Origin of the sequence: Cupriavidus basilensis (assembly GCF_000876015.1) — a bacterium.
GTDB lineage: Bacteria > Pseudomonadota > Gammaproteobacteria > Burkholderiales > Burkholderiaceae > Cupriavidus > Cupriavidus basilensis_B.
Genome location: NZ_BBQM01000027.1, coordinates 89,865 through 115,844 on the forward strand (window position 1 = coordinate 89,865; position 25,980 = coordinate 115,844).

General features: G+C 71.0%; 22 protein-coding genes and 2 riboswitches. Of the genes, 17 read left to right on the forward strand and 5 right to left on the reverse strand.

What is annotated here, in order from left to right; all coding sequences use genetic code 11:
- Positions 1-162 precede the first annotated feature (162 nt).
- Complete coding sequence (locus KF708C_RS29130; RefSeq protein WP_059414861.1) at positions 163-1,842, forward strand: GMC family oxidoreductase; 1,680 nt, start codon at positions 163-165, stop codon at positions 1,840-1,842.
- Between the two features lie 23 nt (positions 1,843-1,865).
- On the opposite strand, the gene KF708C_RS29135 is transcribed toward KF708C_RS29130, so the two are convergent.
- On the reverse strand, positions 1,866-3,410 hold the full coding sequence (locus tag KF708C_RS29135; RefSeq protein WP_059414863.1) for a methyl-accepting chemotaxis protein: 1,545 nt from the start codon (positions 3,408-3,410) through the stop codon (positions 1,866-1,868).
- Between the two features lie 283 nt (positions 3,411-3,693).
- The gene (locus tag KF708C_RS29140) at positions 3,694-5,355 is read right to left on the reverse strand and encodes an acyl-CoA dehydrogenase family protein (protein ID WP_059414865.1); all 1,662 of its coding nucleotides are present in this window, start codon (positions 5,353-5,355) and stop codon (positions 3,694-3,696) included.
- Between the two features lie 256 nt (positions 5,356-5,611).
- Positions 5,612-5,713, forward strand: a riboswitch (TPP riboswitch).
- Between the two features lie 101 nt (positions 5,714-5,814).
- Between KF708C_RS29140 and thiC the strand changes: the two genes are divergently transcribed.
- The 6 genes from thiC to KF708C_RS29170 all read left to right on the forward strand — a co-directional run bounded on the left by thiC (position 5,815) and on the right by KF708C_RS29170 (position 12,049).
- Positions 5,815-7,701 carry a phosphomethylpyrimidine synthase ThiC gene (gene thiC, locus KF708C_RS29145; RefSeq protein ID WP_020205939.1) on the forward strand — a complete coding sequence of 629 codons (1,887 nt, stop codon included), beginning with the start codon at positions 5,815-5,817 and terminating at the stop codon, positions 7,699-7,701.
- Positions 7,702-7,830: 129 nt separating this feature from the next.
- Positions 7,831-9,012, forward strand: a complete 1,182-nt coding sequence (locus tag KF708C_RS29150) for an FAD-dependent oxidoreductase (protein ID WP_020205940.1) — start codon at positions 7,831-7,833, stop codon at positions 9,010-9,012.
- A 17-nt stretch (positions 9,013-9,029) separates the two neighbouring features.
- On the forward strand, positions 9,030-9,227 hold the full coding sequence (gene thiS / locus KF708C_RS29155; protein ID WP_020205941.1) for a sulfur carrier protein ThiS: 198 nt from the start codon (positions 9,030-9,032) through the stop codon (positions 9,225-9,227).
- A 6-nt stretch (positions 9,228-9,233) separates the two neighbouring features.
- Entirely contained in the window at positions 9,234-10,091 is an 858-nt protein-coding gene (locus KF708C_RS29160; protein ID WP_059414867.1) for a thiazole synthase, read from the forward strand.
- Positions 10,088-11,227, forward strand: coding sequence for a thiamine phosphate synthase (locus KF708C_RS29165; RefSeq protein ID WP_059414869.1), 1,140 nt, complete (start codon positions 10,088-10,090; stop codon positions 11,225-11,227). The genes KF708C_RS29160 and KF708C_RS29165 overlap by 4 nt, the downstream gene beginning before the upstream one ends.
- Before the next feature lie 66 nt (positions 11,228-11,293).
- Complete coding sequence (locus KF708C_RS29170; RefSeq protein WP_059414871.1) at positions 11,294-12,049, forward strand: AAA family ATPase; 756 nt, start codon at positions 11,294-11,296, stop codon at positions 12,047-12,049.
- Between the two features lie 13 nt (positions 12,050-12,062).
- On the opposite strand, the gene KF708C_RS29175 is transcribed toward KF708C_RS29170, so the two are convergent.
- On the reverse strand, positions 12,063-13,805 hold the full coding sequence (locus KF708C_RS29175) for a sigma-54 interaction domain-containing protein (RefSeq protein ID WP_059414873.1): 1,743 nt from the start codon (positions 13,803-13,805) through the stop codon (positions 12,063-12,065).
- Positions 13,806-13,965: 160 nt separating this feature from the next.
- Here KF708C_RS29175 and KF708C_RS29180 point away from each other — a divergent pair, with 160 nt between their 5' ends.
- The 6 genes from KF708C_RS29180 (at position 13,966) to KF708C_RS29205 (ending at position 20,897) form a co-directional block, all read left to right on the forward strand.
- The gene (locus tag KF708C_RS29180) at positions 13,966-15,513 is read left to right on the forward strand and encodes an acyl-CoA carboxylase subunit beta (RefSeq protein WP_059414875.1); all 1,548 of its coding nucleotides are present in this window, start codon (positions 13,966-13,968) and stop codon (positions 15,511-15,513) included.
- Between the two features lie 129 nt (positions 15,514-15,642).
- Positions 15,643-16,635, forward strand: a complete 993-nt coding sequence (locus KF708C_RS29185; RefSeq protein ID WP_059414877.1) for a tripartite tricarboxylate transporter substrate binding protein — start codon at positions 15,643-15,645, stop codon at positions 16,633-16,635.
- 3 nt (positions 16,636-16,638) lie between these two features.
- Positions 16,639-18,783 carry an acetate--CoA ligase family protein gene (locus KF708C_RS29190; protein WP_059414880.1) on the forward strand — a complete coding sequence of 715 codons (2,145 nt, stop codon included), beginning with the start codon at positions 16,639-16,641 and terminating at the stop codon, positions 18,781-18,783.
- Positions 18,780-20,204 carry an acetyl-CoA carboxylase biotin carboxylase subunit gene (locus KF708C_RS29195; RefSeq protein WP_082080080.1) on the forward strand — a complete coding sequence of 475 codons (1,425 nt, stop codon included), beginning with the start codon at positions 18,780-18,782 and terminating at the stop codon, positions 20,202-20,204. Before KF708C_RS29190 ends, KF708C_RS29195 begins: the two co-directional genes overlap by 4 nt.
- The gene (locus KF708C_RS29200) at positions 20,204-20,416 is read left to right on the forward strand and encodes an acetyl-CoA carboxylase biotin carboxyl carrier protein subunit (RefSeq protein WP_059414882.1); all 213 of its coding nucleotides are present in this window, start codon (positions 20,204-20,206) and stop codon (positions 20,414-20,416) included. The genes KF708C_RS29195 and KF708C_RS29200 overlap by 1 nt, the downstream gene beginning before the upstream one ends.
- A gap of 40 nt (positions 20,417-20,456) precedes the next feature.
- Positions 20,457-20,897: a PaaI family thioesterase gene (locus KF708C_RS29205; protein ID WP_059414913.1), complete on the forward strand. Its 441-nt coding sequence runs from the start codon at positions 20,457-20,459 to the stop codon at positions 20,895-20,897.
- A gap of 28 nt (positions 20,898-20,925) precedes the next feature.
- Here the strand turns inward: KF708C_RS29205 and KF708C_RS29210 are convergent, their stop codons facing one another.
- Positions 20,926-21,354, reverse strand: coding sequence for a PGDYG domain-containing protein (locus tag KF708C_RS29210; RefSeq protein WP_059414884.1), 429 nt, complete (start codon positions 21,352-21,354; stop codon positions 20,926-20,928).
- 84 nt (positions 21,355-21,438) lie between these two features.
- Positions 21,439-22,269: a bifunctional hydroxymethylpyrimidine kinase/phosphomethylpyrimidine kinase gene (gene thiD / locus KF708C_RS29215; RefSeq protein WP_059414888.1), complete on the reverse strand. Its 831-nt coding sequence runs from the start codon at positions 22,267-22,269 to the stop codon at positions 21,439-21,441.
- 193 nt (positions 22,270-22,462) lie between these two features.
- Positions 22,463-22,558: riboswitch (S-adenosyl-L-homocysteine riboswitch) on the forward strand.
- A gap of 126 nt (positions 22,559-22,684) precedes the next feature.
- On the opposite strand from thiD, the gene ahcY reads away from it, so the two are divergent.
- The 4 genes from ahcY (at position 22,685) to KF708C_RS29235 (ending at position 25,870) form a co-directional block, all read left to right on the forward strand.
- A complete protein-coding gene (gene ahcY, locus KF708C_RS29220) occupies positions 22,685-24,103 on the forward strand; it encodes an adenosylhomocysteinase (protein WP_059414893.1) in 1,419 nt (472 codons plus the stop codon).
- A 148-nt stretch (positions 24,104-24,251) separates the two neighbouring features.
- Entirely contained in the window at positions 24,252-24,605 is a 354-nt protein-coding gene (locus KF708C_RS29225; protein ID WP_029044232.1) for a phage holin family protein, read from the forward strand.
- A 50-nt stretch (positions 24,606-24,655) separates the two neighbouring features.
- Complete coding sequence (gene metF, locus KF708C_RS29230) at positions 24,656-25,486, forward strand: methylenetetrahydrofolate reductase [NAD(P)H] (RefSeq protein ID WP_020205950.1); 831 nt, start codon at positions 24,656-24,658, stop codon at positions 25,484-25,486.
- Between the two features lie 18 nt (positions 25,487-25,504).
- Complete coding sequence (locus KF708C_RS29235) at positions 25,505-25,870, forward strand: TfoX/Sxy family protein (RefSeq protein WP_059414895.1); 366 nt, start codon at positions 25,505-25,507, stop codon at positions 25,868-25,870.
- Positions 25,871-25,980: the final 110 nt, after the last annotated feature.

The window sequence follows — 25,980 nt, forward strand, 5'->3', positions numbered from 1 at the left end:
GCGCGGGCGCGCCCGCGCGCGGCGGCGGCCGCGGCGGTCTGCGCTTCGTCCTTTTCCCCCTCCCCGCAAAGCGCCTACACTGGTTTTCAGACCGGCTCGGGGATCGCCGTGGCGGGCGCGGCAACGCCGGCGCGCCGGCCACCCGGCCACGCGGGGAGACAGATGGAAACCACCTTTGACTATCTCGTCGTCGGCGGCGGTTCGGCCGGCTGCGCCCTGGCCGGACGGCTGGCCGACAGCGGCGGCGACAGCGTGGCGGTGCTCGAGGCCGGCGGCCACGATCACCACGTGCTGGTCTCCACGCCGGCCGGCGTCGCCGCCATGCTGCCGCGCGCCGGCAGCCACAACTACGGCTACCGCACCGTGCCGCAGCCCGGGCTGGACGGGCGCCGCGGCTACCAGCCGCGCGGGCGCGGGCTGGGCGGCAGCTCGTCGCTCAACGCCATGATCTACACGCGCGGCCGTCCGTCCGACTACGACGGCTGGGCCGCGGCCGGCTGCGACGGCTGGGCCTGGGACGACGTGCTGCCGTATTTCCGCCGCGCCGAATGCAACGAGCGCCTGGCCGGGCGCGACGACGACCCGCTGCACGGCGGCAGCGGCCCGCTCCACGTCGCCGACCTGCGCACGCCCAATCCGTTCGGCCAGCGCTTCATCGAGGCGGCGCAGCAGGCCGGCTACCGCCGCAACGACGATTTCAACGGCATGGAGCAGGAAGGCGCCGGCTGGTACCAGGTGACGCAGCACGGCGGCGAGCGCTGGAACGCCGCGCGCGCCTACCTGCACCGCGGCGACGCCGCCGACCCGGCCGGCAACGGCGGCCGCGCCAACCTGCACGTGCTGACCGGCATGCAGGTGCTGCGCATCGCCTTCGAAGGCCGCCACGCGGCCGGCGTGATGGTGCGGCTCGACGGCCGCGAGACGCTGCTGCGCGCGCGCCGCGAGGTGATCGTCGCGGCCGGCGCGTTCGGCTCGCCGCAACTGCTGATGGCATCGGGCGTGGGCCCGGGCGCGCACCTGCGCGAGCTCGGCATTCCGCTGGTGCACCACCTGCCCGGCGTGGGCACGAACCTGCAGGACCATATCGACGTCGTCGTGCACAAGCGCGTGGCGGCGTCCGAACTGTTCGGCGTGTCGCCGGGCGGCGCGCTGCGCCTGCTGGCCGAGATGCTGCGCTACCGGCGCGAGCGCACCGGCATGCTGACCTCCAACTTCGCCGAGGCCGGCGCGTTTCTCAAGAGCCGGCCCGAACTGGAAGAGCCCGACCTGCAGCTGCATTTCGTGGTCGGCATGGCCGACGACCACATGCGCCGCCTCCGCTTCGGCCACGGCTACTCGTGCCATGTCTGCGTGCTGCGCCCGCGCAGCCGCGGCGAGGTCCGGCTGGCCTCGCCCGACATCCGCGAGGCCCCGCTGATCGACCCGCGCTTCCTGTCCGACCCGCGCGACCTCGACGACCTTGTGGCCGGCGTGCGCATCGTGCGCCGCATTCTGGCCCAGCCGCAACTGGCGGCGTTCGGCGGCAAGGAACTCTATTCCGCGCACCTGCAGGCCGACGGCAGCGACGACGCCGCCATCCGCGCCATGATCCGCGAGCATGCCGACACCATCTACCACCCGGTTGGCACCTGCCGCATGGGCATGGACCAGGGCGCGGTGGTCGACCCGCAACTGCGCGTGCGCGGCGTGGAGGGTTTGCGCGTGGTGGATGCGTCGATCATGCCGACGCTGATCGGCGGCAACACCAACGCGCCGGCCGTCATGATCGGCGAGCGCGCGCACGACCTGATCCGCCACGGCCCGCGCGTGGTGCTGCGCCTGGCCGAGATACTGGCGGTGTAGCCGGCGCGACCGATGCCGGTTGTTCAGGCCCCGGCCAGCCGGAACGTCGACACCGTGTCGCGCAGCTTGCCGGCCTGGTCGTCGAGCGACTGCGCCGCCGCGGCGGCCTGTTCCACCAGCGCGGCGTTCTGCTGCGTGACCTGGTCCATCTGGCCGACCGCCTGGTTGACCTGCTCGATCCCCGCGCTCTGCTCGGCCGAGGCCGCGCTGATCTCGCTGATGATGTCGGACACGCGCTTCACGGCCTGGCGCACGTCGTCCATCGTCTTGCCGGCGTCCTGCGCCTGCGTGGAGCCGGCGCGCACGGTGCCGGCCGATTCGTCGATCAGGTCCTTGATCTCCTTGGCGGCGCTCGACGAGCGCTGCGCCAGCGTGCGCACCTCGCCGGCCACCACGGCGAAGCCGCGGCCCTGCTCGCCGGCGCGCGCGGCTTCCACCGCGGCGTTGAGCGCCAGGATGTTGGTCTGGAACGCGATGCCCTCGATCAGGCTGGTGATCTCGGCGATACGGCCCGAGCTGGCCGCGATCGCGCCCATGGTCTGCACCACCTGCTGCACCGCGTGGCTGCCCTGCTCGGCCACGCTGGCCGCGTCGCCGGCCAGTCCGCTGGCCTGGCGCGCGTTGTCGGCGTTCTGCCGCACGGTGGTGGTCAGCTCCTCCATGCTCGACGCGGTTTCCTCCAGCGAGGCGGCCTGCTGCTCGGTGCGCGCCGACAGGTCGGTATTGCCCGCCGCGATCTGGCGCGCGGCCACGCCCACCGATTCGGTCGACTCGCGCACCTCGCGCATGGCGGCGCCGACCCGTTCGAGCAGGCGGTTGAAGGCGGCCGCGGTGCGCCCGATCTCGTCCATGCGCCCGACTGGTGCGCGGCGCTCCAGGTCGAGGCTGTTGCTGACGTATTCCAGGGTCTGCTCGATCTCGGCCAGGCTGTTGCGGATGCGGCGGTACAGCGCCACCGCCAGCACGACCGTGCCCAGCACCGCCGCCGCGATCAGGGCCGAGAACACCTGGACCGAGGTGCGGTACCGCGCGCGGTTGTCCGCCACGGCCAGCTCGCCGAGCTTGGTGTTGTAGGCGATATGCGCGTCGAGCGCCTGGCGCAGCGCGAGCGAGGCCTGGTGCACCTCGCCCCTGAGCAGCAGCTCCTGGACGGCCTGGTAGTCGTTGTCGCGGGACTTCGCCAGCAGCGCGGGGCGCGTGTCGCGGTAGCGCTTGAAGGCGGCGCGGTCGGCCTCGAGCAGCTTGCGGTCGGTGTCGTCGCTGATGTCGTCGCGCTCGTACCTGGCGGCGGTGGCCTCGAAATTCTTGTCGGCCTGGACCAGCACCGCCTCGTTGTCGGACTTGGCCTTGAGGTCGTCGCTCATGGTGTGCTGGTACAGCGCGACGCGCATGGCGTTCACGTTGTCCTTCAGCTCGCCGAGCGTGCGCACGCTGCCCAGCGTGTTGTCGTTGAAATACTCGAAGCGCTGCTCGGACTGGCGCAGCTGCCAGATGCCGCCGAGGCCCACCACCAGCAGGGCGGCCAGGGCCAGGGAAAGGGAAAGCAACAGGCGTTGGCTGATGTTCATGTCGGGATCGGGAAACCCCCGCCGGGCGGGGCGTGTCACTGAATCGGGAAAGATGACCGGGGCGCACTTCCAAGCGAAATGCGTGCCATGCGCACTCGACGGGCGGGCGGATGGCTCCCGGGGATGACCGGGTTTACGGCAGGGCTTCCGGCGGTTGTAGCGGCGCCGGAAGAATATTTCCCGAAGTGACGGACAGGGCAGGCGGGGGCGGCCCGGGTAGCCGGAGAAGTGATCGGAAAAGCCGCCGCGGAAGCGACCGGAGCGGCGGCCGGAAGCTACCGCCTCAGGCCGGCCACGCGCGCGCCGCCACGCGCGCGAGCGCCGCCGCGTCGCCCTCCAGCGTGCCGAACACGCGGCCGTGCTGGCGGCCCAGGCGGCTCGCCACGAAGCGCTCGGCGTCCTCGGGGTCGGCATGGTTCAGCATCAGCGCTGCCTGCGCGGTCAGCACCAGGCCCTGGGCGAAGCGGCGCGCGCCGGCCTCGAGGTGCTCGGGCGCGTCGCGCAGCATCGCCTGCAGCGAGGCCAGCTCGGCGCGCACGGCCGGATGCCCGCCGGCGCGCTGCGCCAGGTCCTGCAGCAGCCGCGCGCCGTCCTCGGGATTGCGCTGCAGCGCGCGCAGCACGTCCAGGCACATGATGTTGCCCGAGCCTTCCCAGATCGAGTTGACCGGCGCCTCGCGGTACAGCCGCGCCATCGGCCCCTCTTCCACGTAGCCGTTGCCGCCCCACACCTCCATCGCCTCGCCGGTGGCCTCGATCGCGCGCTTGCAGATCCAGAACTTGGCCGCCGGCGTGACGATGCGCTTCCACGCGGCCGCCAGCGGGTCGGCGTCGGCGCGCTCGAAGGCGTGCGCCAGTTCCATCATCAGCAGCGTCGCGCCCTGGCTTTCCAGCGCCAGGTCGGCCAGCACGTTGCGCATCAGCGGCTGCTCGGCCAGCAGCTGGCCGAAGGCCATGCGGTGGCGCGCGTGGTGGAGCGCCTGCACCAGCGCGGCGCGGAGGATGGCGGCGCTGCCGATCACGCAGTCCAGCCGGGTATAGGTCGCCATCTCGATGATGGTCGGGATGCCGCGGCCCTCCTCGCCGATCAGGATGCCGGTGGCGCCGCGGAACTCCACCTCGCTGCTGGCGTTGGAGCGGTTGCCGAGCTTGTCCTTGAGGCGCTGGATCTGCACCGGGTTCTTGCTGCCGTCGTCGCGAAAGCGCGGCACGAAGAAGCACGACAGCGGCCCGTCCTCGGCGCCCATGCGCGCCACCACCAGGTGCGCGTCGCACATCGGCGCGGAGAAGAACCACTTGTGCCCGGTCAGCGCGTACTCGGCGCCGCGCCCCTCGCCGCGCACGGCGCGCGCCACCGTGGTGTTGCTGCGCACGTCCGAGCCGCCCTGCTTCTCCGTCATGCCCATGCCGATCATGACGGCGCGCTTGTCGCGCCACGGCAGGTCGCGCGCGTCGTGCTCGGTGGCGAACAGCTTCGGCCCCAGCCCGGCGAACAGCGCGGTCTCCTTTTGCAGCACGGGAATGCTGGCGAAGGTCATGGTCGGCGGGCACAGCGAGCCCGATTCGACCTGCGCCTGCAGGTAATAACCCGCCGCGCGCGCCACCCAGGCGCCGTCGCGCGGCTGCGCGAACGGCAGCGCCTGCAGCTGCTGGCTGCGCAGCAGGGCCAGCAGTTCGTGCCACGCGGCGGGGAATTCCACCTCGTCGATGCGCTCGCCGGTGCGGCCATGCGTATGCAGCTCGGGCGTGTGGCGGTTCGCCTCGGCCGCCCAGCGCTGCACGTCGGCCTGCCCCAGGCGCGCGCCGAACACGTCGAGCGCGCCGGCATGCCAGCCGCCGCCGAGGCGCTCGAGCGCCGCGCGCAGGGCCGGATCGCCGGCGAACAGGTTGTAGCCGGCAAGGTCCGGCACCTGGTTGAACACGCGATGGGTGGCGGCGTCGGTCATGCGGTCTCCTGGAATGGGCGGCGCGTGGCCGCGTTGTCCTGTTTTCTGCTGTTTTCTGCATGGTAGAGCAAGCCGCGCGCTATGTGACGGCCGGCAAGGTCTGCCGGGTGTGGTGCCCGGGTCCCACCGCGCTCCATCGCGCCCCACGGCGTTTTTGCCGCGCCGCAGCAAGCGCCAGTCCTGACTTGCGCGCACGGCTGTCCAGATTGAAACAAGGGTGGTCAAGCCCCGGCCCTTGTGCTTAAATTCACCCCGTTGGATGAAACAGGGGTGCCACACGGATGGGCCGTGCGGCTGAGAGAGTCCCTTCGAACCCGATCCGGCTAGTACCGGCGTGGGAAGTTTCATGACTACCGAACAGCTCCTGCCTCCCGCGAGGCACATGACCCGGCCATCGCGCCCGGCCCATGCTCAGGGCTCCTGGTTTCGTCCATCCCCGCAAGAGAGAGGACGATACCTATGGCCCGCACAAATTCCGCCCCTGCCGCTTCCTTCGAATCGCTCGAGACCGATCTCGACAAGAAGTTTGCCTATCCGGCTTCCAGCAAGACCTACCTGACCGGCAGCCGGCCCGACATCCGGGTGCCGCTGCGCACGATCCTGCAGACCTCCACGCGCACGGACAAGGGCGAGATGTCCAATCCGCCGATTCCCGTGTACGACACCTCGGGCCCGTACAGCGACCCGGACGTGCACATCGACCTCAAGGCCGGCCTGCCGTCGGTGCGCGGCAGGTGGATCGAGGAGCGCGGCGACACCGAGGTGCTGTCCGGCCTGTCGTCCGAATACGGCCTGGCGCGCGCCGCCGACCCGGCCACCGCGCACCTGCGCTTCGCCCAGCTGACCAACCCGCGCCGCGCCAAGGCCGGCGCCAACGTGTCGCAGATGCACTATGCGCGCCAGGGCATCATCACGCCCGAGATGGAATATGTGGCGCTGCGCGAGTCGCTCAACCTGCAGGCGCTCTACGACAAGCCCGAGTACAAGGCGCTGCTGCGTCAGCACCCGGGCAACGCGCTGGGCGCCGCGCTGCCGCTGCGCCCCGAGGACATGACGCCGGAATTCGTGCGCCGCGAGATCGCCTCCGGCCGCGCCATCATCCCCGCCAACATCAACCACACCGAGCTGGAGCCGATGGCGATCGGGCGCAATTTCCGCGTCAAGATCAACGGCAACCTCGGCAACTCGGCGGTGACGTCGTCGCTGGCCGAGGAAGTCGAGAAGATGGTGTGGTCGATCCGCTGGGGCGCCGACACCATCATGGACCTGTCCACCGGCAAGCACATCCATGAGACCCGTGAATGGATCCTGCGCAATTCGCCGGTGCCGATCGGCACGGTGCCGATCTACCAGGCGCTCGACAAGACCGGAGGCATCGCCGAGGACCTGACCTGGGAGATGTTCCGCGACACGCTGATCGAGCAGGCCGAGCAGGGTGTGGACTACTTCACCATCCACGCCGGCGTGCTGCTGCGCTACGTGCCGATGACCGCCGACCGCGTCACCGGCATCGTCTCGCGCGGCGGCTCGATCATGGCCAAGTGGTGCCTCGCGCACCACAAGGAAAACTTCCTGTACACGCACTTCGACGAGATCTGCGAAATCATGAAGGCCTACGACGTCTCGTTCAGCCTCGGCGACGGCCTGCGCCCGGGCTGCATCGCCGACTCCAACGACGACGCCCAGTTCGGCGAGCTGCGCACGCTCGGCGAGCTGACCGCCAAGGCCTGGAAGCACGACGTGCAGGTCATGATCGAAGGCCCGGGCCACGTGCCGCTGCAGCGCATCCAGGCCAACATGGACGAGGAGCTCAAGCACTGCTACGAAGCCCCGTTCTACACGCTCGGACCGCTGGTGACGGACATCGCTCCCGGCTACGACCACATCACCAGCGGCATCGGCGCGGCCAACATCGGCTGGATGGGCACGGCCATGCTGTGCTACGTCACGCCCAAGGAACACCTGGGCCTGCCCGACAAGGAAGACGTGCGCGAAGGCATCATCACCTACAAGATCGCCGCGCACGCGGCTGACCTTGCCAAGGGCTGGCCGGGCGCGCAGCTGCGCGACAACGCGCTGTCCAAGGCGCGCTTCGAGTTCCGCTGGGAAGACCAGTTCAACCTCGGCCTGGACCCGGAGCGCGCGCGCTCGTTCCACGACGCCACGCTGCCGGCCGAGGGCGCCAAGATCGCCCACTTCTGCTCGATGTGCGGTCCCAAGTTCTGCTCGATGAAGATCACGCAGGAAGTGCGCGACTACGCCGCCTCGCTCAAGCCGGAGGCCGAGAAGGGCATGCAGGAAAAGTCGATCGAGTTCGTCAAGAGCGGCAGCAAGATCTACTCGTGAGGCAGGGTGCGGCGCGCGCCTGCGTGCGCGCCGCGTGAAGTACCGCGCCCCGCCCGCGGGGCGCGCCATGAATGAAAGGAGGCCGGAGCCCGCCGCGCAGTTGCGGCAGGCACTGGCGCAAACATCCCCATGACAGTGCAGTCGTTTGATGTGGCCGTGCTCGGCGCCGGCCTGGCCGGGCGGCTTTCCGCCTGGCAACTGGTGCGGGCCGGCCTGCGCGTGGCGCTGGTCGAGCGCGCCGGTCCCGATGGCGCCGGCTCGGCCGCGCACGTGGCCGCCGCCATGCTGGCGCCGCTGGCCGAATCCGCGATCGCCGAGCGCCGCATCGTTGAGCTCGGCATCGCCAGCGTCGACCTGTGGCGCGGCTGGCTGGCCGAGCTGCCCGAGCCGGTGTTCTTCCAGGAAGGCGGCACGCTGGTGGTCTGGCATGCGCGCGACCGCGGCGAGATGTCGCTGTTCGCCAGCCGCGTGCGCGCGGTGGCGCCGCCGGCGCTGGTGGCCGAGCGCATGCGCGCGCTCGACGGCGACGGCGTGGCCGCGCTGGAGCCCGCGCTCGCGGGCCGCTTCCCGCAGGGCCTGCTGCTGGCCGGCGAAGGCCAGCTCGACAACCGCGGCACGCTGCGCGCGCTGCTGTCCTGCGCCGTGGCCAGCGGCGTGCACTGCGTGTGGGAAGCCGGCGAAGTCGAGGCGCAGGACCTGCCGGCGCTGGGCATCCGCGCCCGCGTGGTGCTGGACTGCCGCGGCCTCGGCGCGCGCGCCGCGTGGCCCGCGCAGGCGGCCGCGCGCGGCACCATTCCCGGGCTGCGCGGCCTGCGCGGCGAGGTGGTGCGCGTGCATGCGCCCGAGGTCAAGCTGCAGCGCCCGGTGCGCCTGCTGCATCCGCGCTACCCGATCTACATCGCGCCCAAGCCGGGCGACCTCTACGTGATCGGCGCCACCGAAATCGAAAGCGACGACGATTCGCCGATGAGCGTGCGCTCCGCGCTGGAGCTGCTGTCGGCGGCCTACTCGCTGCATCCGGCCTTCGGCGAGGCGCGCGTGCTCGAACTCAACGTGCAGCGCCGCCCCACGCGGCCGGACCACCTGCCCGCCATCCGGGTCGACCAGCATGCGCGCATCGTGCGTCTCAACGGCCTGTACCGGCACGGCTTCCTGATCGCGCCGGCCGTCACCGAGGCCGCCTGCGAGGTGGTGCGCGCGCTGCTCGACGGCGACCCGGCCGCGCATGCCGTGCCCGCCGCGCTGCGCTGGCCCGGCATGATCGGCCCGGCGCTCGACACCGTCGCCGGCGGCTCGCCGGTGCTGCACTGAACAGACGCAGACAGACCATGGAAATCCTGCTCAACGGCCGCCCGCTGGCCCTTGCCGACCACGCCACGCTGGCCGACGCGGTGGCCGGCGCCGGCATCGCGCCGCCGTTCGCCGCCGCGCTCAACGGCCAGTTCGTGCCGCGCGCCGCGCATGGCGCAACAGCGCTCGCCGCCGGCGACCGCATCGACCTCGTGCAACCCGTCACGGGAGGCTGAACCGACATGACCCTCGATACCCTCGATCCTCTCGACCAACGCGGCGGCCTGCTCGGCGACCCCTTCGTGCTGTACGGCGAGCGGTTCGCCTCGCGCCTGCTGCTCGGCACCGCGCGCTATCCGTCCCCCGCCACCCTGCAGGCCGCCGTGGAAGCGTCCCGCCCCGCCATGCTGACGGTGGCGCTGCGCCGCCAGGGCGCGGTCGGCGATGGCGAAGGCGGCCAGTCGTTCTGGCAGATGCTCAAGGCGCTCGGCGTGCCGGTGCTGCCCAACACCGCCGGCTGCATGGCGCCGCAGGAAGCGATCACCACCGCCATGATGGCGCGCGAGGTGTTCGAGACCGACTGGATCAAGCTCGAAGTGGTGGGCGACGACTACACGCTGCAGCCCGACACGCTCAACCTGCCCGCGGTGGCCGAGACCCTCGTCAAGGAAGGCTTCAAGGTGCTGCCGTACTGCACCGAGGACCTCGTGCTGTGCCGCCGCCTGCTCGACGTGGGCTGCCAGGCGCTGATGCCGTGGGCCGCGCCGATCGGCACCGGCAAGGGCGTGGTCAACCCGCACGCCATGCGCCTGCTGCGCGAGCGCCTGCCCGACACCCCGCTGATCGTCGACGCCGGCCTCGGCCTGCCGTCGCACGCGGCGCAGGTGCTGGAGTGGGGCTACGACGGCGTGCTGCTCAACACCGCGGTGGCGCAGGCCGCCTACCCGGTCGACATGGCGCGCGCGTTCGCGCAGGCCGTCGACGCCGGCCGCACCGCCTACCTGGCCGGACCGATGCCCGAGCGCGACATCGCCCAGGCCAGCACTCCCGTGGTCGGCATGCCGTTCTGGCACGCCGCGGGCGCGGAGGACCGCGCATGAGCCGCGCCGCCGTGAAAGCGCCCGTCGACGCCGCGCTGCGCGACACGCTGCTGGCGCGCTACGGCGCCACCTTCGGCACCAGCGACCAGCCCTGGCGCGCGCTGGCGCAGGCCGGCGCCGAGGCGCCCGGCAGTGCCGACGTGGTGCTGTGCGACGGCGAGGCCGACGCCGCCACGCTCGCGCGCCTCGCCGCCGCCGGCGCGACCGCCATCGAGAGCGAGCGCGAGGGCGGCCGCTGGATCGACACCGTGCGCTCGCCGATGGGCACCTGGGTGTTCAGCGCCCACGCCGACGGCGACAGCGCGCACTCGCCGGCGTTCACCGCCGTGCTGCTGGCCTGCCTGGCGCTGCATTTCCCCGCGCACGACGCGCTCTGCCTGGCGCGCGCGTGGCGGCCCGGCTCGCTCGACTGGCCGGCCGATTTCGCGCGCTTCCCGCAGGTGCGCCACGCCGCGCTGGTCGCGCCCGAGCAGCCCGCCGCGCCGTTCGCGCCGTGCCCGCCGCTGGGCCTGTACGCCGTGGTGCCGAGCGCCGCATGGATCGCGCGGCTGGTGCCGCTCGGCGTGCCCACGGTGCAGTTGCGCTTCAAGTCCGACGACGCGCAGGCCGTGCGCGACGAGATCGCGCGCGCCGCCGATGCCGCGCGCGGCAGCCGCGCGCGCCTGTTCATCAACGACCACTGGCGCGAGGCCATCGCGCTGCACGCCGGCTTCGGCAACGACAGCACGCGCAGCGGCATCTACGGCATCCACCTCGGCCAGGAAGACCTCGACGAAGCCGACCTCGGCGCGCTGCGCGCCTCGGGCCTGCGCCTCGGCGTGTCCACCCACGGCTACGCCGAGATGCTGCGCGTGGCCACCATCGGCCCGAGCTACCTCGCGCTCGGCGCGATCTTCCCGACCACCACCAAGGTCATGCCGACCGCGCCGCAGGGCATGGGCCGCTTCCAGTCCTATGCGAAGCTGATGCAGCCGGTGATCCCGTCGCTGGTCGGCATCGGCGGCGTCGACGCCGCGCGGCTGCCGGAGGTGCTGGCGGTCGGCGTCGGCAGCGCGGCGGTGGTGCGCGCGATCACCGAGGCTGCCGACATGCCGGCGGCGGTGGCGAACCTGCTGGGGATGTTTCCGGCGGGTTGATGCGCGTCTGACCAGCCGGCGCCATGCGGTACGATGGACGCCACTCCCGTCCCCCGCCGCCGCGCCATGATCTCGTCCCAGTTCCTCAGCCGCGTCACCCTGCGCCGCGACATCGTCGAGAGCTTCGCGCGCTACCCGTTCAGCCTGCCCGCGGTGCGCGCGCTCGACGTGCTGGAGCTCCATCCCAAGGTGACGTTCCTGGTCGGCGAGAATGGCTCGGGCAAGTCCACGCTGATGGAGGCGATCGCGGTGGCGGCCGGCTACAACGCCGAGGGCGGCTCGCGCAACTTCAGCTTCGGCACGCGCCGCTCGCACTCGGTGCTCAACGAATACCTGCGCCTGGCGCGCGGCTTCCGGCGCCCGCGCGACGGCTACTTCCTGCGCGCGGAGAGCTTCTTCAACGTCGCCACCGAGATCGAGCGCCTCGATGCCGAGCCCGGCCCGGGCGGGCCGGTGATGCCGGCCTACGGCGCTCGCTCGCTGCACGAGCAGTCGCACGGCGAATCGTTCCTCGCGCTGCTGACCGAGCGCTTCCGCGGCAACGGCCTCTACCTGCTCGACGAGCCCGAGGCCGCGCTCTCGCCGCAGCGCCAGCTTGCCGTGCTGTCGCGCATCCACGATCTGGTGCGCGCCGATTCGCAGTTCCTCATCGCCACGCACTCGCCGATCCTGATGGCCTACCCCGATGCGTGGATCTACCGCCTCGGCGCCGGCGGCGTGCAGCGCATCGCCTACGAGGACACCGAGCACTTCCGCGTGACGCGCGATTTCCTGGCCGATCCGCAGCGCATGCTGCGCGTGCTGCTGGCGGACGATGAGTAGGCGACCGCGGCGGCTACGGCCGCGCGCCGCGCGCCAGGAGCTTGTACAGGTGCGAGCGCGAGATGCCGAGCTGCGCGGCGGCGCGCTTCTTGTTGCCGCCGTGCCGCGCGATGGCCTGCAGCACCGCTTCGTGGGCGACCTCGCGCAGCGCGGCGGCCGCGCGGGGCGGGGTGTCGTCGGCGGGGTCCGCCGGTTCCGCGGCGGCAACGCCGTAGCCGGGCAGCGGCTCGGCCGTCTCGGCGCGCAGCGCCACCGCGCTTTCCTCGCCGCGCGCGAAATCCGCCGGGCGCAGCACGCGCCCGTCGCAGAACACCAGCGCTTCCTCGATTTTCTGCCGCAACTGGCGCACGTTGCCGGGCCAGCGGCGCTCGGCCAGGTAACGGGCCACCTCGGGCGCCACCTCCGGCACCGGCACGCGGTTGCGCGCGCAGAAGCCGCGCACGAAATGGCCGAGCAGCGCCGGGATGTCCTCGCGGCGCTGGCCCAGCGCCGGAATGCGCAGCACCACGCCCGACAGCCGGTAGTACAGGTCGAGCCGGAAGCGCCCGCCGTCGATCAGCGCCTGGATGTCGCGGTTGGTCGCCGCCACCAGGCGGAAGTCCACGCGCTGCGCGCGGCGGCTGCCCAGGCGCTCGACCATGTGGTCTTCCAGCACGCGCAGCAGCTTGACCTGCATCTCCATCGGGATGTCGGCCACCTCGTCGAGGAACAGCGTGCCGCCCGCGGCTTGCTCCAGCTTGCCGGCCTGCCCGCCGCGCTGGCTGCCGGTGAAGGCGCCGGCCGCGTGGCCGAACAGCTCGGACTCGATCAGCGTGGCCGGCAGCGCGGCGAGGTTGAGGCTGACCAGCGGACGGCCGTCGGGCGCGCGGCTGGCGCCGTGGATGGCGTGCGCTACCAGTTCCTTGCCGGTACCGCTCTCGCCCAGGATCAGCACCGGCACGTCCAGCCGCGCCACCGTGTCGATCTCGCGGCGCAAGCGCTGCATCGGCGCGCTGTCGCCGATCAGCAGCGCGGGGCCGGCCTGTTGCTCGCGCAGTTCGTCGAGCTCGCGCCGCGTCCGCGCCAGTTGCGAGCGCAACCGCGTCATCTCGCGGTCCATGCGGCCGATGGCCTCCGGCTCCTTGAACAGCACCTGGCCGATCGCGCCGACCACCTCGCCGCCGGCGCTGATCGGGATGCGGTTGACCACGCGCGTGACGCCGTTCATGGTTTGCAACTGCCCGATCTCGGCTTTGCCGCTGGCGGCCACCTGCGCCAGCCGTGAGTTGGGGATGACATCGCGCGCCGGCAGCCCGGTGCCTTCGCCGGTGCGCAGGCCGAGGAATTTCTCGTGCACCGGACTGATGAAGCGCATGCGCCCGGCACGGTCGGCCACGGTGATGGCCTGGTAGGGATTGGTCAGCAGGTGGTCGAGGATGGCGCCGGCGAACGGCACCGCGCCGAGGAAATCGAACAGTGCCGCGTCGCGCGCGGCCGGGCGCAGCAGGATCACCTCGCGCGCGCCGTCGCGCAGGCGCATGGCGATGTAGTGGCGCGCGGCCACGCTGCATTCGAACAGGCGGCCGGTGTCGAGCGCACTGCCGGTGCCGGGCTCATCGTCCAGCCGCGCCGAGGCCGCCAGCGCCGCCGCCGCGAGCGCCGGGTCGACGGCCAGCCCGTGGCTGGCCAGCGTGGCTCCCGCGCGCGTGGCGACCAGCACGCCGAGGCTGTCCTCGCCCGCCGGCCGTGTGTCTTCGGCTGTCGTTGTCGACGACATATTGTGTCTCCATTGAGGACACTTTGATGTCCTTCTTTGTCGTTTTGGTGGACACATTATCAGCGCCCTGCAAAAAGAACAATGAAATCAAGGCTGCGCGCGCATGGCACGGTTGCTGCGATATCAAGGGCACATAACGACAGTCTTGAGGAGACCCGACTTGTCCTGGCAGCCCGAAATCGATGAACTCGCTTACCGCAAGCAACTCGCCGCCCAGCTTGGTGGCCACGACAAGGTCAAGCGCCACAAGGATGCCGGCAAGCTGACCGTGCGCGAACGCATCGACGCCATTGCCGATGCGGGCAGTTTCCGCGAGGTGGGCGCGCTCACCGGCAACGGCCAGTACGACAGCAACGGCCGGCTGGTCGGCCTCACGCCTGCCAATCTCGTGATGGGCCGCGCGCAACTGGATGGCCGCCCCGTGGTGCTGGTGGGCGACGACTTTACCGTGCGCGGCGGCGCCAACGACGGCGCCGTGGGTGAGAAGCTGATCCACGCCGAGAAGATGGCGCACGACCTGCGCCTGCCGATGGTGCGGCTGGTCGACGGTACCGGTGGCGGCGGCTCGGTGCGCAATATCGAGAACAAGGGCTACACCAACATCCCCACCATGAAGGTGTGGCAGCACGTGGTGGAGAACATGTCGCTGGTGCCGGTGGTGTCGCTGGCGCTGGGTTCGGTGGCCGGCATGGGTGCGGCGCGCGTGGCCGCCAGCCACTACTCGGTGATGGTCAAGGGCACCTCGCAACTGTTCAACGCCGGGCCGCCGGTGGTGGCGCGCATTGGCCAGAAGCTGGAGAAGAACGAGCTCGGCGGGAGCCAGATCCATACCCGCAACGGCGTGGTCGACGACGAAGTCGCCAGCGAGGCCGAAGCGTTCGCGCGCGCGCGCCGCTTCCTGTCCTACCTGCCGCCCTCGGTGCACGCGCTGCCGCCGCGCGCCGAGCCCGCCGACGACCCCGCGCGCCGCGACGAATGGCTGCTGTCGGCCATCCCGCGCGACAGCCGCGCAGTCTACAAGATCCGGCCCATCGTGGAGACGCTGGTGGACCAGGGCTCGTTCTTCGAGATGGGCCGCTTCTGGGGCCGCGCCATCGTCACCGGGCTGGCCCGTATCGACGGCTGGCCGGTGGCGGTGGTGGCGAGCGACCCGTACCACTACGGCGGCGGCTGGGATGGCCCCACCGCCGAGAAATTCATCCGCTTCGTCGACATGGCCGAGGCCTTCCACCTGCCGGTGGTGAACCTGGTCGACATCGCCGGCTTCCAGATCGGGCTGGAGGCCGAGAAGGCCGGCACCATGCGCTACGGCGTGCGCGCGCTGGCCGCGGTGTACCAGGCCACGGTGCCGTGGTGCTCGCTGATCCTGCGCCGCGCCTACGGTGTGGCCGCGGCCGGCCACCAGCACATGGGCCGCTTCAACTTCCGCTACGCGTGGCCCTCGGCCAACTGGGGCTCGCTGCCGATCGAAGGCGGCCTGGAAGTGGCCTACAAGGCCGAGATCGAAGGCGCCGATGACCCCGTGCAAAAGCGCGCCGAGATCGAGCAGCGCGTGCGCAGCCTGACCTCGCCGTTCCGCAGCGCCGAAGCCTTCGTGGTGGAAGACATCATCGACCCGCGCGACACGCGCGCGCTGCTGTGCGAGTTCGCCAACCTGGCCGCGCCGCTGCGCGAGCCGGGCGTGAGCAGGTTCGGCATCCGGCCCTGAGGCGGGATTGCCTCTCGCCTTGCTGCCGGTTTGCTCCCCTCTCACCGCTTGCGGGAGAGGGGAGCAAAGGCCTGGGATCCGAATTCCCGAGAAAGTCCGACGCACCAAAGCCAAAAACAGGAGACCGCCTTGTCCCATCACCGATTCCTTACCGCTCCCGGCGGCGTGGCTGCCGCCTTCGCCATCGGCGCCGCGCTGCTGCCCGCCGGCGCGCAGGCGCAGGAGAACTGGCCGCAGAAGCCCGTCACCATCGTCGTGCCGTTCCCGGCCGGTGGCATGACCGACCTGCTGGCGCGGCGCATCGCGCGCGACATGCAGGCCGAGTCCAGGCAGCCCTTCGTGGTGGACAACCGTGCCGGCGCCAGCGGCCAGATCGGTAGCGAGATCGTGGCGCGCGCCAATCCGGACGGCTATACGCTGCTGGTCACAGCCACCCACCACGTGATCAACCCGGCAGTGCGGCCGCGGCTGCCGTACAACGCCAGCAAGGACTTCACGCCGATCGCGCTGCTGGCCACCACGCCGAACGTGCTGGTGGTGAACAACAACGTGCCGGTGTCCAACCTGCAGGAATTCCTCGCCTACGCGAAGAAGCAGAAGGAGGGCCTCTCGTTCGGCTCGTCAAGCATCGGTGGCGCCACGCACATGTCGGGCGAGCTGCTGCGCCTGATGACCAACACGCCGCTCACGCACATCCCGTACAAGGGTGCGGCGCCGGCACTGTCGGACCTGCTCGGCGGCCAGATCCCCGCGCTGTTCCATGACGTGATGACGATGGCGCCCTACGTGAAGGACGGCAAGGTCAAGGCCATCGGCGTGACCTCGGCCAGGCGCAGCGAGGCGCTGCCCAATGTGCCCACCATCGCCGAGCAGGGCGTGCCCGGCTACGAGGCCACGACGTGGATCGGCTTCTACGGCCCGGCCAATCTGCCCAGGCCGCTGGTGGAACGCCTGAACCGCGACGCGGTGAGGAGCATGAACACCGCCGACTCGAAGGCCAACCTTGCGCAGAGCGGCACCACGCCGGGCACGCTCAACGCCGAGCAGTTCGGCGCCTTCGTGCAGTCGGAGCTGGCCAAGTGGAAGCGCGTGGCCCTCGAGGCCAATGTCAAGGTGGACTGAGCGATGCGCGAGAACGACAATAACGGCGACGACGATATCCTCGGTCTGCTGGCCCCGCGTTCGGTCGCCATCCTCGGCGCCTCCGACAATCCCATCAAGGCGGGTGGCCGGCCCATCGACTACCTGCGCCGCCATGGCTTCGCGGGCCGCGTGTATCCGGTCAATCCGAACCGCGCGCAGATCCAGGGCCTGCCGGCCTACCCCGAACTGGCCGCGCTGCCAGACGCGCCTGACGTGGTGGTGGTCAGCGTGGCCGGCCAGGAAGTGGAGCAGGCCATCGAACATTGCCTCGCCGTGCATGCGCGCGCCGCGGTGATCTATTCCTCCGGCTTCGCCGAGCTGGGCGAGGCGGGTGCCGTGCAGCAGCGCCGGCTGGTGGAGCGCGCGCGCGCCGGCGGGCTGCGCCTGTTCGGCCCCAATACGCAGGGCGTGGCCAACTTTCGCGACGGCGCCATCCTGCATTTCTCCACCATGATCAACGAGGAGCGAGGGCAGGACGGCCCGGTCGCCATCGTCAGCCAGAGCGGCGCGGGCTCGTCCATCGTCTACGGCGGACTGCGCCGCAAGGGCATCGGCGTGCGCTACATGGTCGCCACGGGCAACGAGGCCGACATCACCGCCGCCGAGGTGCTGCGCGCGGTGGCGGCGGACCCGGACATCCGCGTGCTGTTGCTGTACATCGAATCGCTCAAGGACCCGGCGGTGCTGGCGCAGGCCGCGCGCATCGCGCACCAGCGCGACATTCCCATCCTTGCCGTCAAGGCGGGCCGCACGCAGGCCGGGCAGCTCACCGCCAGCTCGCATACCGGCGCGCTGGCCGGCGAGGACGCGCTGGCCGATGCCTTCCTGCGGCAGCACGGCATCCAGCGCGTGGCGGACTTCCGCGAGCTCGTCGAATACAGCCAGGTCTTCGCCGGCGGCCAGCGCCCACGCGGGCGCAAGGTGGTGGCGATCAGCAACTCGGGCGCGACCTGCGTGCTGGCGGCCGACGCCGCCGAGGACCAGGGCCTGGACCTGTGCCAGTTCGAAGGCGCTGGAGCGGCGGCGCTCAAGGCGGTGCTGCCGCCATACGTGTCGGCGCGCAACCCGATCGACATGACCACCGCGCTGCTGGGCCAGCCGCACATCTACGGCCAGACGCTGGAGGTGGTGGCCGCGCAGCGCCAGGCCGACATGATCTACGTGGGCTTTCCGATCGGCGGCGAAGGCTACGACTTCCCCGGCTTCTCGGCGCAGACCGGCCGCTTCGCCGCGGCCAGCGGCGTGCCGGTGGCGGTCAGCGCCAACCAGGAATGGGTGGCGCAGGCCTTCCGCGCGCACGGCGTGCCGGTGTTCGACAGCGAACGCGCGGCCATACGCGCGCTCGGCATGGCCGCGCGCCACGTGCAACTGAATGCCGCGGCGCTGGCCGCGCCCCCGGCGATCCCGCCGGCGTGGCCGGACGGCATCGCGGCAGCCACGCACTCGCTCGACGAAGTCGAGAGCCTGGCGGCGCTGGCGGAAGCCGGCCTGCCCGTGGTGGCACATCGGCTGTGCAAGAGCGAGGATGACGTGCGCCGCGCGCTGGCCGAACTTGGCGCGCCGGTGGTGGCCAAGGGCGTCTCGCCCGACATCACGCACAAGTCAGAACTGGGGCTGGTGCGTCTCGGCCTGGCCGGCGAGGCGCAGGCGCTGGCCGCCTACGCCGAGCTCGACCGCATCCTGCGCGGCCTGGCCGCGAGCGAAGGCGTGCGCCACGGCGGCGTACTGCTGGCGTGCCAGCAGCGCGGCGCGTTCGAGCTGGCCGTGGGTGCGCACATCGACGCCATCTACGGCCCGGTGGTGATGGTAGGCCAGGGCGGCGTGCTGGTCGAGGCCATCGACGACGTGCAGTTCCTGTGCGCGCCGTTCAGCGCCGCGCAGGCGCGCGAGGCCATCGGCCGCCTGCGCATCGCGCGCGCGTTCGGCGCGCTGCGCGGCCTGGCCGCGGTGGACGTGGACGCGCTGGCGCGCCTGCTCGCGCGCCTGGGCGACTGGATGGTGCAGGCGCAGGGGCGGGTACGCTCGGTGGACGCCAATCCGGTCATGGTGATGCGCGGCGACGCCGCGCCGGTGCTGGTCGACGCGGTGGTGATCCGCACGGGAGAACGCGCAGGAGAGGCGTCATGAGCATGAACACGCAAGCATCCGCCGCGCCGCGCCCGCTGCGCCGCGTGCTGGTGGCCAACCGCGGCGCGGTGGCCGCGCGCGTCATCCGCGCGCTGCGCGGGCTCGGGCTGGAATCCGTCGCGGTGTATTCGGATGCGGACGCCGGGTTGCCCTATCTGCGCGAGGCCGACATGGCACTGCGCATCGGCGAGGCGCCGCCGCTGCAAAGCTATCTGGACCAGGACAAGCTGCTTGAAGCCGCGCGCGCCAGCGGCGCTGACGCGGTGCATCCGGGCTATGGCTTTCTCTCCGAGAACGCCGCCTTCGCCGAGCGCGTGGAGGCGGCTGGCCTGTGCTTCATCGGGCCGTCGCCGCAGTGGATCCGGCGCCTGGGCCACAAGACCGAGGCGCGCGCCTTCATGGCGGCGCAGGGCATGCCGCTGGCGCCGAGCTCCGCCGTGCTGCCCGACGACGTGGCAACTGTGGCCGAGGCCGCCGCGCGCATCGGCTTCCCGGTGCTGATCAAGCCCGCCGGCGGCGGTGGCGGCATCGGCATGGTGCCGGTGCGCGACGCGGCCGGGCTGGCGGCCGCCTGGGCGCAGGCGCGCTCGGTGGCGCAGCGCAGCTTCGGCCAGGCCGAACTCTACCTGGAGAAGCTGGTCGAGCAGCCGCGCCACATCGAGTTCCAGGTGCTGGCCGACCGCTACGGCGGCGTGCGCATCCTGTGGGAGCGCGACTGCTCGGTGCAGCGCCGCCACCAGAAGGTCATCGAGGAAGCGCGCGCGCACGGCCTGGACCGCGCCGGGGTCGAGGCGATGGCGGCGCAGCTCGCCGCGCTACTGTCCGCCATCGGCTATGACGTGATCGGCACCGTGGAGATGCTGCACACGCCCGCCACCGGCTTCGTGTTCCTGGAAATGAACACGCGCCTGCAGGTGGAGCACGCCGTCACCGAGCAGATCACCGGCATCGATATCGTCGCCGCGCAGATCCGGCTGGCGCGCGGCGAGCGCATCGACGCGGTGCTGCCGCAGGCCGCGGGCGGCATCGTGCCCGCGCAGGGCCACGCCATCGAGGCGCGCGTCTACGCCGAGGACCCGGTGCGCTTTTTCCCGTCGCCGGGCCCGCTGGACGTGTTCCGGCTGCCGCGCATGGAAGGCGTGCGCGTGGAAACCGGCTATGCCGAAGGCAGCCGCGTGACGCCGTACTACGACCCCATGCTGGCCAAGGTGATCGCCACCGGCGCTGACCGCGGCGAGGCCATCGCCACGCTGCGTGCGGCACTGGAAGCGTTCGCGGTGGCCGGCGTCAAGACCAACATCCCCTTCATCCTGCGGGTGCTCGCGCATGCCGATTTCGCCGAGGGGCGCATCGACACCGCGCTGGCCCGGCGCGTGCTGGCCGCGCCCGATGCTTCCCAACCTTCCCTGAGAGTAGCCTGATGAACACCATCGAAACCCTGGTCAGCGGCCATGTCTGCGCCATCCACACCGAAGTTGGCGCTACCATTGCGGCCGGCGACGCCGTCATGATGATCGAGTCCATGAAAATGGAGATCCCGCTCGAGTCGGACCATGCCGGCGTGGTCAAGGCCATCCTGGTCCAGGCCGGCGACGCCGTCGCGGAAGGCCAGGCCGTCATCGAACTCGAATAGACGCATCAAAGGAAGATAAGTCTTGGAAAGCCCCTCGCAGATCCCGTCGCAAATTGTCCCGGTGGCGCCCGGCACCCCGGAGCAGCCCTATTTCGGCATCGACGTGCCGCTGATGCGCCACCTTGGCCTGCAGCCGGTGCAGATCGAGGAGGGCCTGTGCCGCACGCGGCTGCCGGCCAGCCCGTTCCTGGTCAACAGCCGCGGCGACGTGCACGGCGGCACGCTGATGGCGGCGCTGGACTTCACGCTCAGCGGCGCGGCGCGCTCGCACGCGCCGATGCAGACCGGCGTGATCACCATCGACATGTCCACGCATTTCCTCGCCGCCGCGCGCGGCGAGCTGCACCTGGAGGCGCGCTGCATGCGGCGCGGCGCGCGCATCGCGTTCTGCGAGGGCGAGGTGAAGAACGCCGGCGGCGAAGTGGTGTGCGTGGCGCGCGCGGCATTCAAGCTGGTGCCGCTGAGCAGCGGCGGCAACTAGCCGCCCCGGGCGCCGCCGCGGCCGGCCGTCAGGCGGGCCGGTAGACCTGGGCGAAGCGCGCCTGCTGCACGATGCCGTAGTCGCCCGGCGCGTACTGCATCAGCCAGTCGCCGGCCTCGCCACGGAGTACGTCGCCGCCGGCCGAGCGGGCGATGCCGAAGGCCGCCGCCATGCGCTTTGCCAGCACCGTCGCAGGCTTGTTGCGGTAGGCGCCGTCGCGCCCGTGCGCGCCGGCTTCCAGCGGCTCGTAGCGCGCGTCGAAGCGGTCGCGCGACACCACCCAGCGGTCGCCGGTGGAGCCGGTGACGAGGGCGTCGCCGGGCTGGTAGCGGTTGGGGCCTTCGAGGCTGGCGAGCTCGCCGGGCGCGGCGGCGAACGCCACCTGCACCACTTCGTGTTTCCGGTAGGGCGCGGCGGCGGGGTCGGCGCGCAGGTCGATCTGGGACAGCAGGGTCATGGCGTGGCAAGGATGGCGCTGGCGGCCGGACGATGGAGAGCCCGATCATACCGCCGCCCGCGGGCCGGTGTGCCGGCCTGCGCGTCATCCCATCGCGCGCGGCGCGAAGGCGTGGTTGAGCGGGCCGTTGCCGGCGCCGAGCTCGAGGTCGGCGCCGGCGACGATGGCCTCGGCCACGTAGTCGAGCGCCGCGTCCACCGCGTCCGCCAGCGCGTTGCCGCGCGCGAGCTGCGCGGCGACGGCGGCGGCCAGCGTGCAGCCGGTGCCGTGCAGGTTGCGGGTCTCCACGCGCGGGTGCGAGAACACGCGCACGGTGCCGTCGGCGGTCATCAGCAGGTCGTCGAGGCCGCCGTCGGCCGGGTCGAGGTGGCCGCCCTTGAGCAGCACGGCGCGGCAGCCCAGCGCCAGCAGGTCGCGCGCGGCCTGTTCCATCTCGCCGCGGCGGCTGATCCTGCGGCCCAGCAGCCACGAGGCTTCCGGCAGGTTGGGCGTGACCAGCACGGCGCGCGGGAACAGCAGGCGCGTCATGGCCTGGCTGGTGGCGTCGTCGGCCAGGGTGGCGCCGGAGGTGGAGATCATGACCGGGTCCACCACCAGCTGGCGGATGGCGTGGCGGTCCACCGCGGCGGCCACCGCCTCGACGATGCCGGCGGTGCCCAGCATGCCGGTCTTGGCGGCGTCCACGCCGATGTCGCTGGCCACCGCGTCGATCTGCGCGGCCACCATGTCCGCCGGGATCGCGTGCACGCCGCTCACGCCGAGCGTGTTCTGTGCGGTGATGGCGGTGATCGCGCTCATGCCGAAGCAGCCCAGCGCGGCGAAGGTCTTGAGGTCGGCCTGGATGCCGGCGCCGCCGCCGGAGTCGGAGCCGGCGATGGTCAGGGTGCGCGGAGGACGGTGTGTGGTCGGGGTCATGTGCGGTGCGAGGCAGGCCGCCGCAGGGCGGCGAGAAACGGCAAAGGAAGCAACAAAACAAGCAGCAAGAAAGAGCAAGAAAGGCGCCAGGGAAGGCACTGAAGACAGCGCCAAAGACAGCACCAACGGAAGCGCCAGGCAAAAAATCACGCGGCGCCGGTGCGCGGCGCCGGCGGTCAGGCTACAATACCGCCACTCCGAGGAGCGTTGCAACGGATGCGACCATTGTGCCCCAGTGCGCGATTGGCCATTCGCCAGGCTCGGACTGTCTCAACGGCGCTCGCTGATCCGTGGCCCCCACGGTGGCGAGTCGACCTATCCGCCCGCTTTGCATGCCCGCGTTGCCCGGCATGCCCGCGCGCCGCGTATCCCCCCGCACTCGCCGCCATCGCGCCACTCTTCACCGGAGTGAAACATGAACGCAGTGACTGACCTGAAGAACGACTACCTGGTCGCCGACATCAACCTGGCCAGCTGGGGCCGCAAGGAAATCGCCATCGCCGAGACCGAGATGCCCGGCCTGATGGCGATCCGCGACGAGTTCGCCGCCGCCCAGCCGCTCAAGGGCGCGCGCATCGCCGGCTCCCTGCACATGACCATCCAGACCGCCGTGCTGATCGAGACGCTGGTCGCGCTCGGCGCCGACGTGCGCTGGGCCTCGTGCAACATCTTCTCGACCCAGGACCACGCCGCCGCGGCCATCGCCGCCTCGGGCACGCCGGTGTTCGCCTTCAAGGGCGAGTCGCTGAAGGAATACTGGGACTTCACCCACCGCATCTTCGACTGGAAGGACGGCGGCACCCCCAACATGATCCTCGACGACGGCGGCGACGCCACGCTGCTGCTGCACCTGGGCGCGCGCGCCGAGAAGGACGCCACGCTGATCTCCAAGCCGGGCAGCGAGGAAGAAACCTACCTGTTCGCCGCCATCAAGGACAAGCTGGCCAAGGACCCGACCTGGTACAGCCGCAACCTGGACGCCATCAAGGGCGTGACCGAGGAAACCACCACCGGCGTGCACCGCCTGTACCAGATGGCGCAAAAGGGTGAACTCCGTTTCCCGGCCATCAACGTCAACGACTCCGTCACCAAGAGCAAGTTCGACAACCTGTACGGCTGCCGCGAGTCGCTGGTGGACGGCATCAAGCGCGCCACCGACGTGATGATCGCCGGCAAGGTCGCCGTGGTGGCCGGCTACGGCGACGTGGGCAAGGGCAGCGCGCAGGCGCTGCGCGCGCTGTCGGCGCAGGTGTGGGTGACGGAGATCGACCCGATCTGCGCGCTGCAGGCCGCGATGGAAGGCTACCGCGTGGTGACGATGGACTACGCCGCCGAGCATGGCGACATCTTCGTCACCTGCACCGGCAACTACCACGTCATCACCCATGACCACATGGCGAAGATGAAGGACCAGGCCATCGTCTGCAACATCGGCCACTTCGACAACGAGATCGACATCGCCTCGATCGAGAAGTACGAATGGGACGAGATCAAGCCGCAGGTCGACCACGTGATCTTCCCCGACGGCAAGAAGCTGATCATCCTGGCCAAGGGCCGCCTGGTGAACCTGGGCTGCGGCACGGGCCACCCGTCCTACGTGATGAGCAGCTCGTTCGCCAACCAGACCATCGCCCAGATCGAGCTGTGGCTGGAACGCGATAGCGGCAAGTACCCGGTCGGCGTCTACACGCTGCCCAAGCACCTGGACGAGAAGGTCGCGCGCCTGCAGCTCAAGAAGCTCAATGCGCAGCTGTCCGAGCTGACCGACCAGCAGGCCGCCTACATCGGCGTGAAGAAGGAAGGCCCGTACAAGGCCGACCACTACCGCTACTGATCGCGGCGGGCCGGCGCGCGCGCGCTGCGCGCCGGTTGACCGCGCGCATTGATCGCAGCCGTGGATCGCGGGTACGATCGCACGGCCGGGCTGTCCCGGCCGCGGTGTTCCGCATCCTGTTTCGTCTGACCCGAGCTAAGGAGTCGTCATGAGATTGCTGGCCGTCTGGATCATCAACGCCGCCGCGCTGTTCCTGGTGGGCAACCTGATCAGCGGGATTCACCTAGGCGGCTTCGGCTCGGCCATGATCGCCGCGCTGGTGCTGGGCCTAGTCAACACCCTGATCCGCCCGATCCTGGTCATCCTCACGCTGCCGGTGACGCTGCTCACGCTCGGCCTGTTCATCTTCGTGATCAACGCGCTGCTGTTCCTGTTCGTGGGCAAGCTGCTGTCCGGCTTCGTGGTCAGCGGCTTCGGCGCGGCGCTGCTCGGATCGATCCTGTACAGCGTGATTTCCTGGGCGCTGTCGAGCCTGCTGCTCGGCGAACGCCGCAGCGCCTGACGCACGCCAAACCTTCCAGCGCGCCGCGCCACACGCGGCGCGCCACCATCATGCAAGACCGCTACTTCAGCTTCGAATTCTTCCCGCCCAAGACGGCCGAGGGCGCCGAGAAGCTGCGCAATACGCGCGCGCAGCTCGCTCCGCTGCATCCCAAGTACATCTCGGTGACGTTCGGCGCCGGCGGCACCACCCAGCAGGGCACGCTGGACGCCGTGCTGGAGATCCAGCGCGACGGCATCGAGGCCGCGCCGCACCTGTCGTGCGTGGGCTCCACGCGCGCGAGCATCCGCCAGATCCTGCAGACCTACCGCGACGGCGGCATCCGCCACATCGTGGCGCTGCGCGGCGACATGCCCTCGGGCATGGGCGAGATCGGCGAGTTCCGCTACGCCAACGAACTGGTGGAATTCATCCGCGCCGAGACCGGCGACTGGTTCCACATCGAGGTGGCGGCCTATCCCGAGTACCATCCGCAGGCCAAGTCGCCGCGCGTGGACCTGGAGAACTTCGTGCGCAAGGTCAAGGCCGGCGCCGACTCCGCCATCACCCAGTATTTCTTCAACGCCGACGCCTATTTCCGCTTCGTCGACGACGCGCGCGCGATGGGCGTGGACGTGCCGGTGGTGCCCGGCATCATGCCGATCACCAACTCCTCGCAACTGATGCGCTTCTCCGAGATGTGCGGCGCCGAAGTGCCGCGCTGGATCGCCCGGCGCCTGGAAGGCTTCGGCGACGACCGCGAATCGATCCGCGCGTTCGGCCTCGACGTGGTCACTGCGCTGTGCGAGCGCCTGCTCGCGGCCGGCGTGCCGGGGCTGCATTTCTACACGCTCAACACCGCCGGCGCCACCAAGGCGATCTGGCAGCGTCTCAAGCTCTGAGCGCCGGGCGCTTCACGCATGGCCACCGCGCGCCGCCCCGATCCCTTCGTCGACCATCTGCTCGAGCTGATGGGCCCGCTGGCCGCGCGCATCGGCCCCATCACCGCGCGCCGCATGTTCGGCGGCCACGGGCTGTATTACGACGGGCTGATGTTCGCGCTGGTGTCGGACGGGCGCTGCTGGCTCAAGACCGACGAGCAGACCCGCGCGCGGTTCGCGGCCGAGGGCGGCGAGCCGTTCCGGTATAGCAGCCGCGGGCGTGAAGTCACCATGCGGCATTATCTGAGTCTGCCCGCGGTTTGTCTGGAGTCGGCGGAGGAGATGACGACGTGGGCGCGGTGGTCGGTGGAGGCTACGTTGAGGTTGGCTAATCAGGTGGGGTGAGTTTTTTGGGGTTTGGGTTTGGATGGGGTCCTTGTTTTGGCTGTTGTGGGCCTTGAGGCTCGGGCGGTTGTTGGTGCTTGAATCCAAAGGCTGTATGACATCCCCGCTGC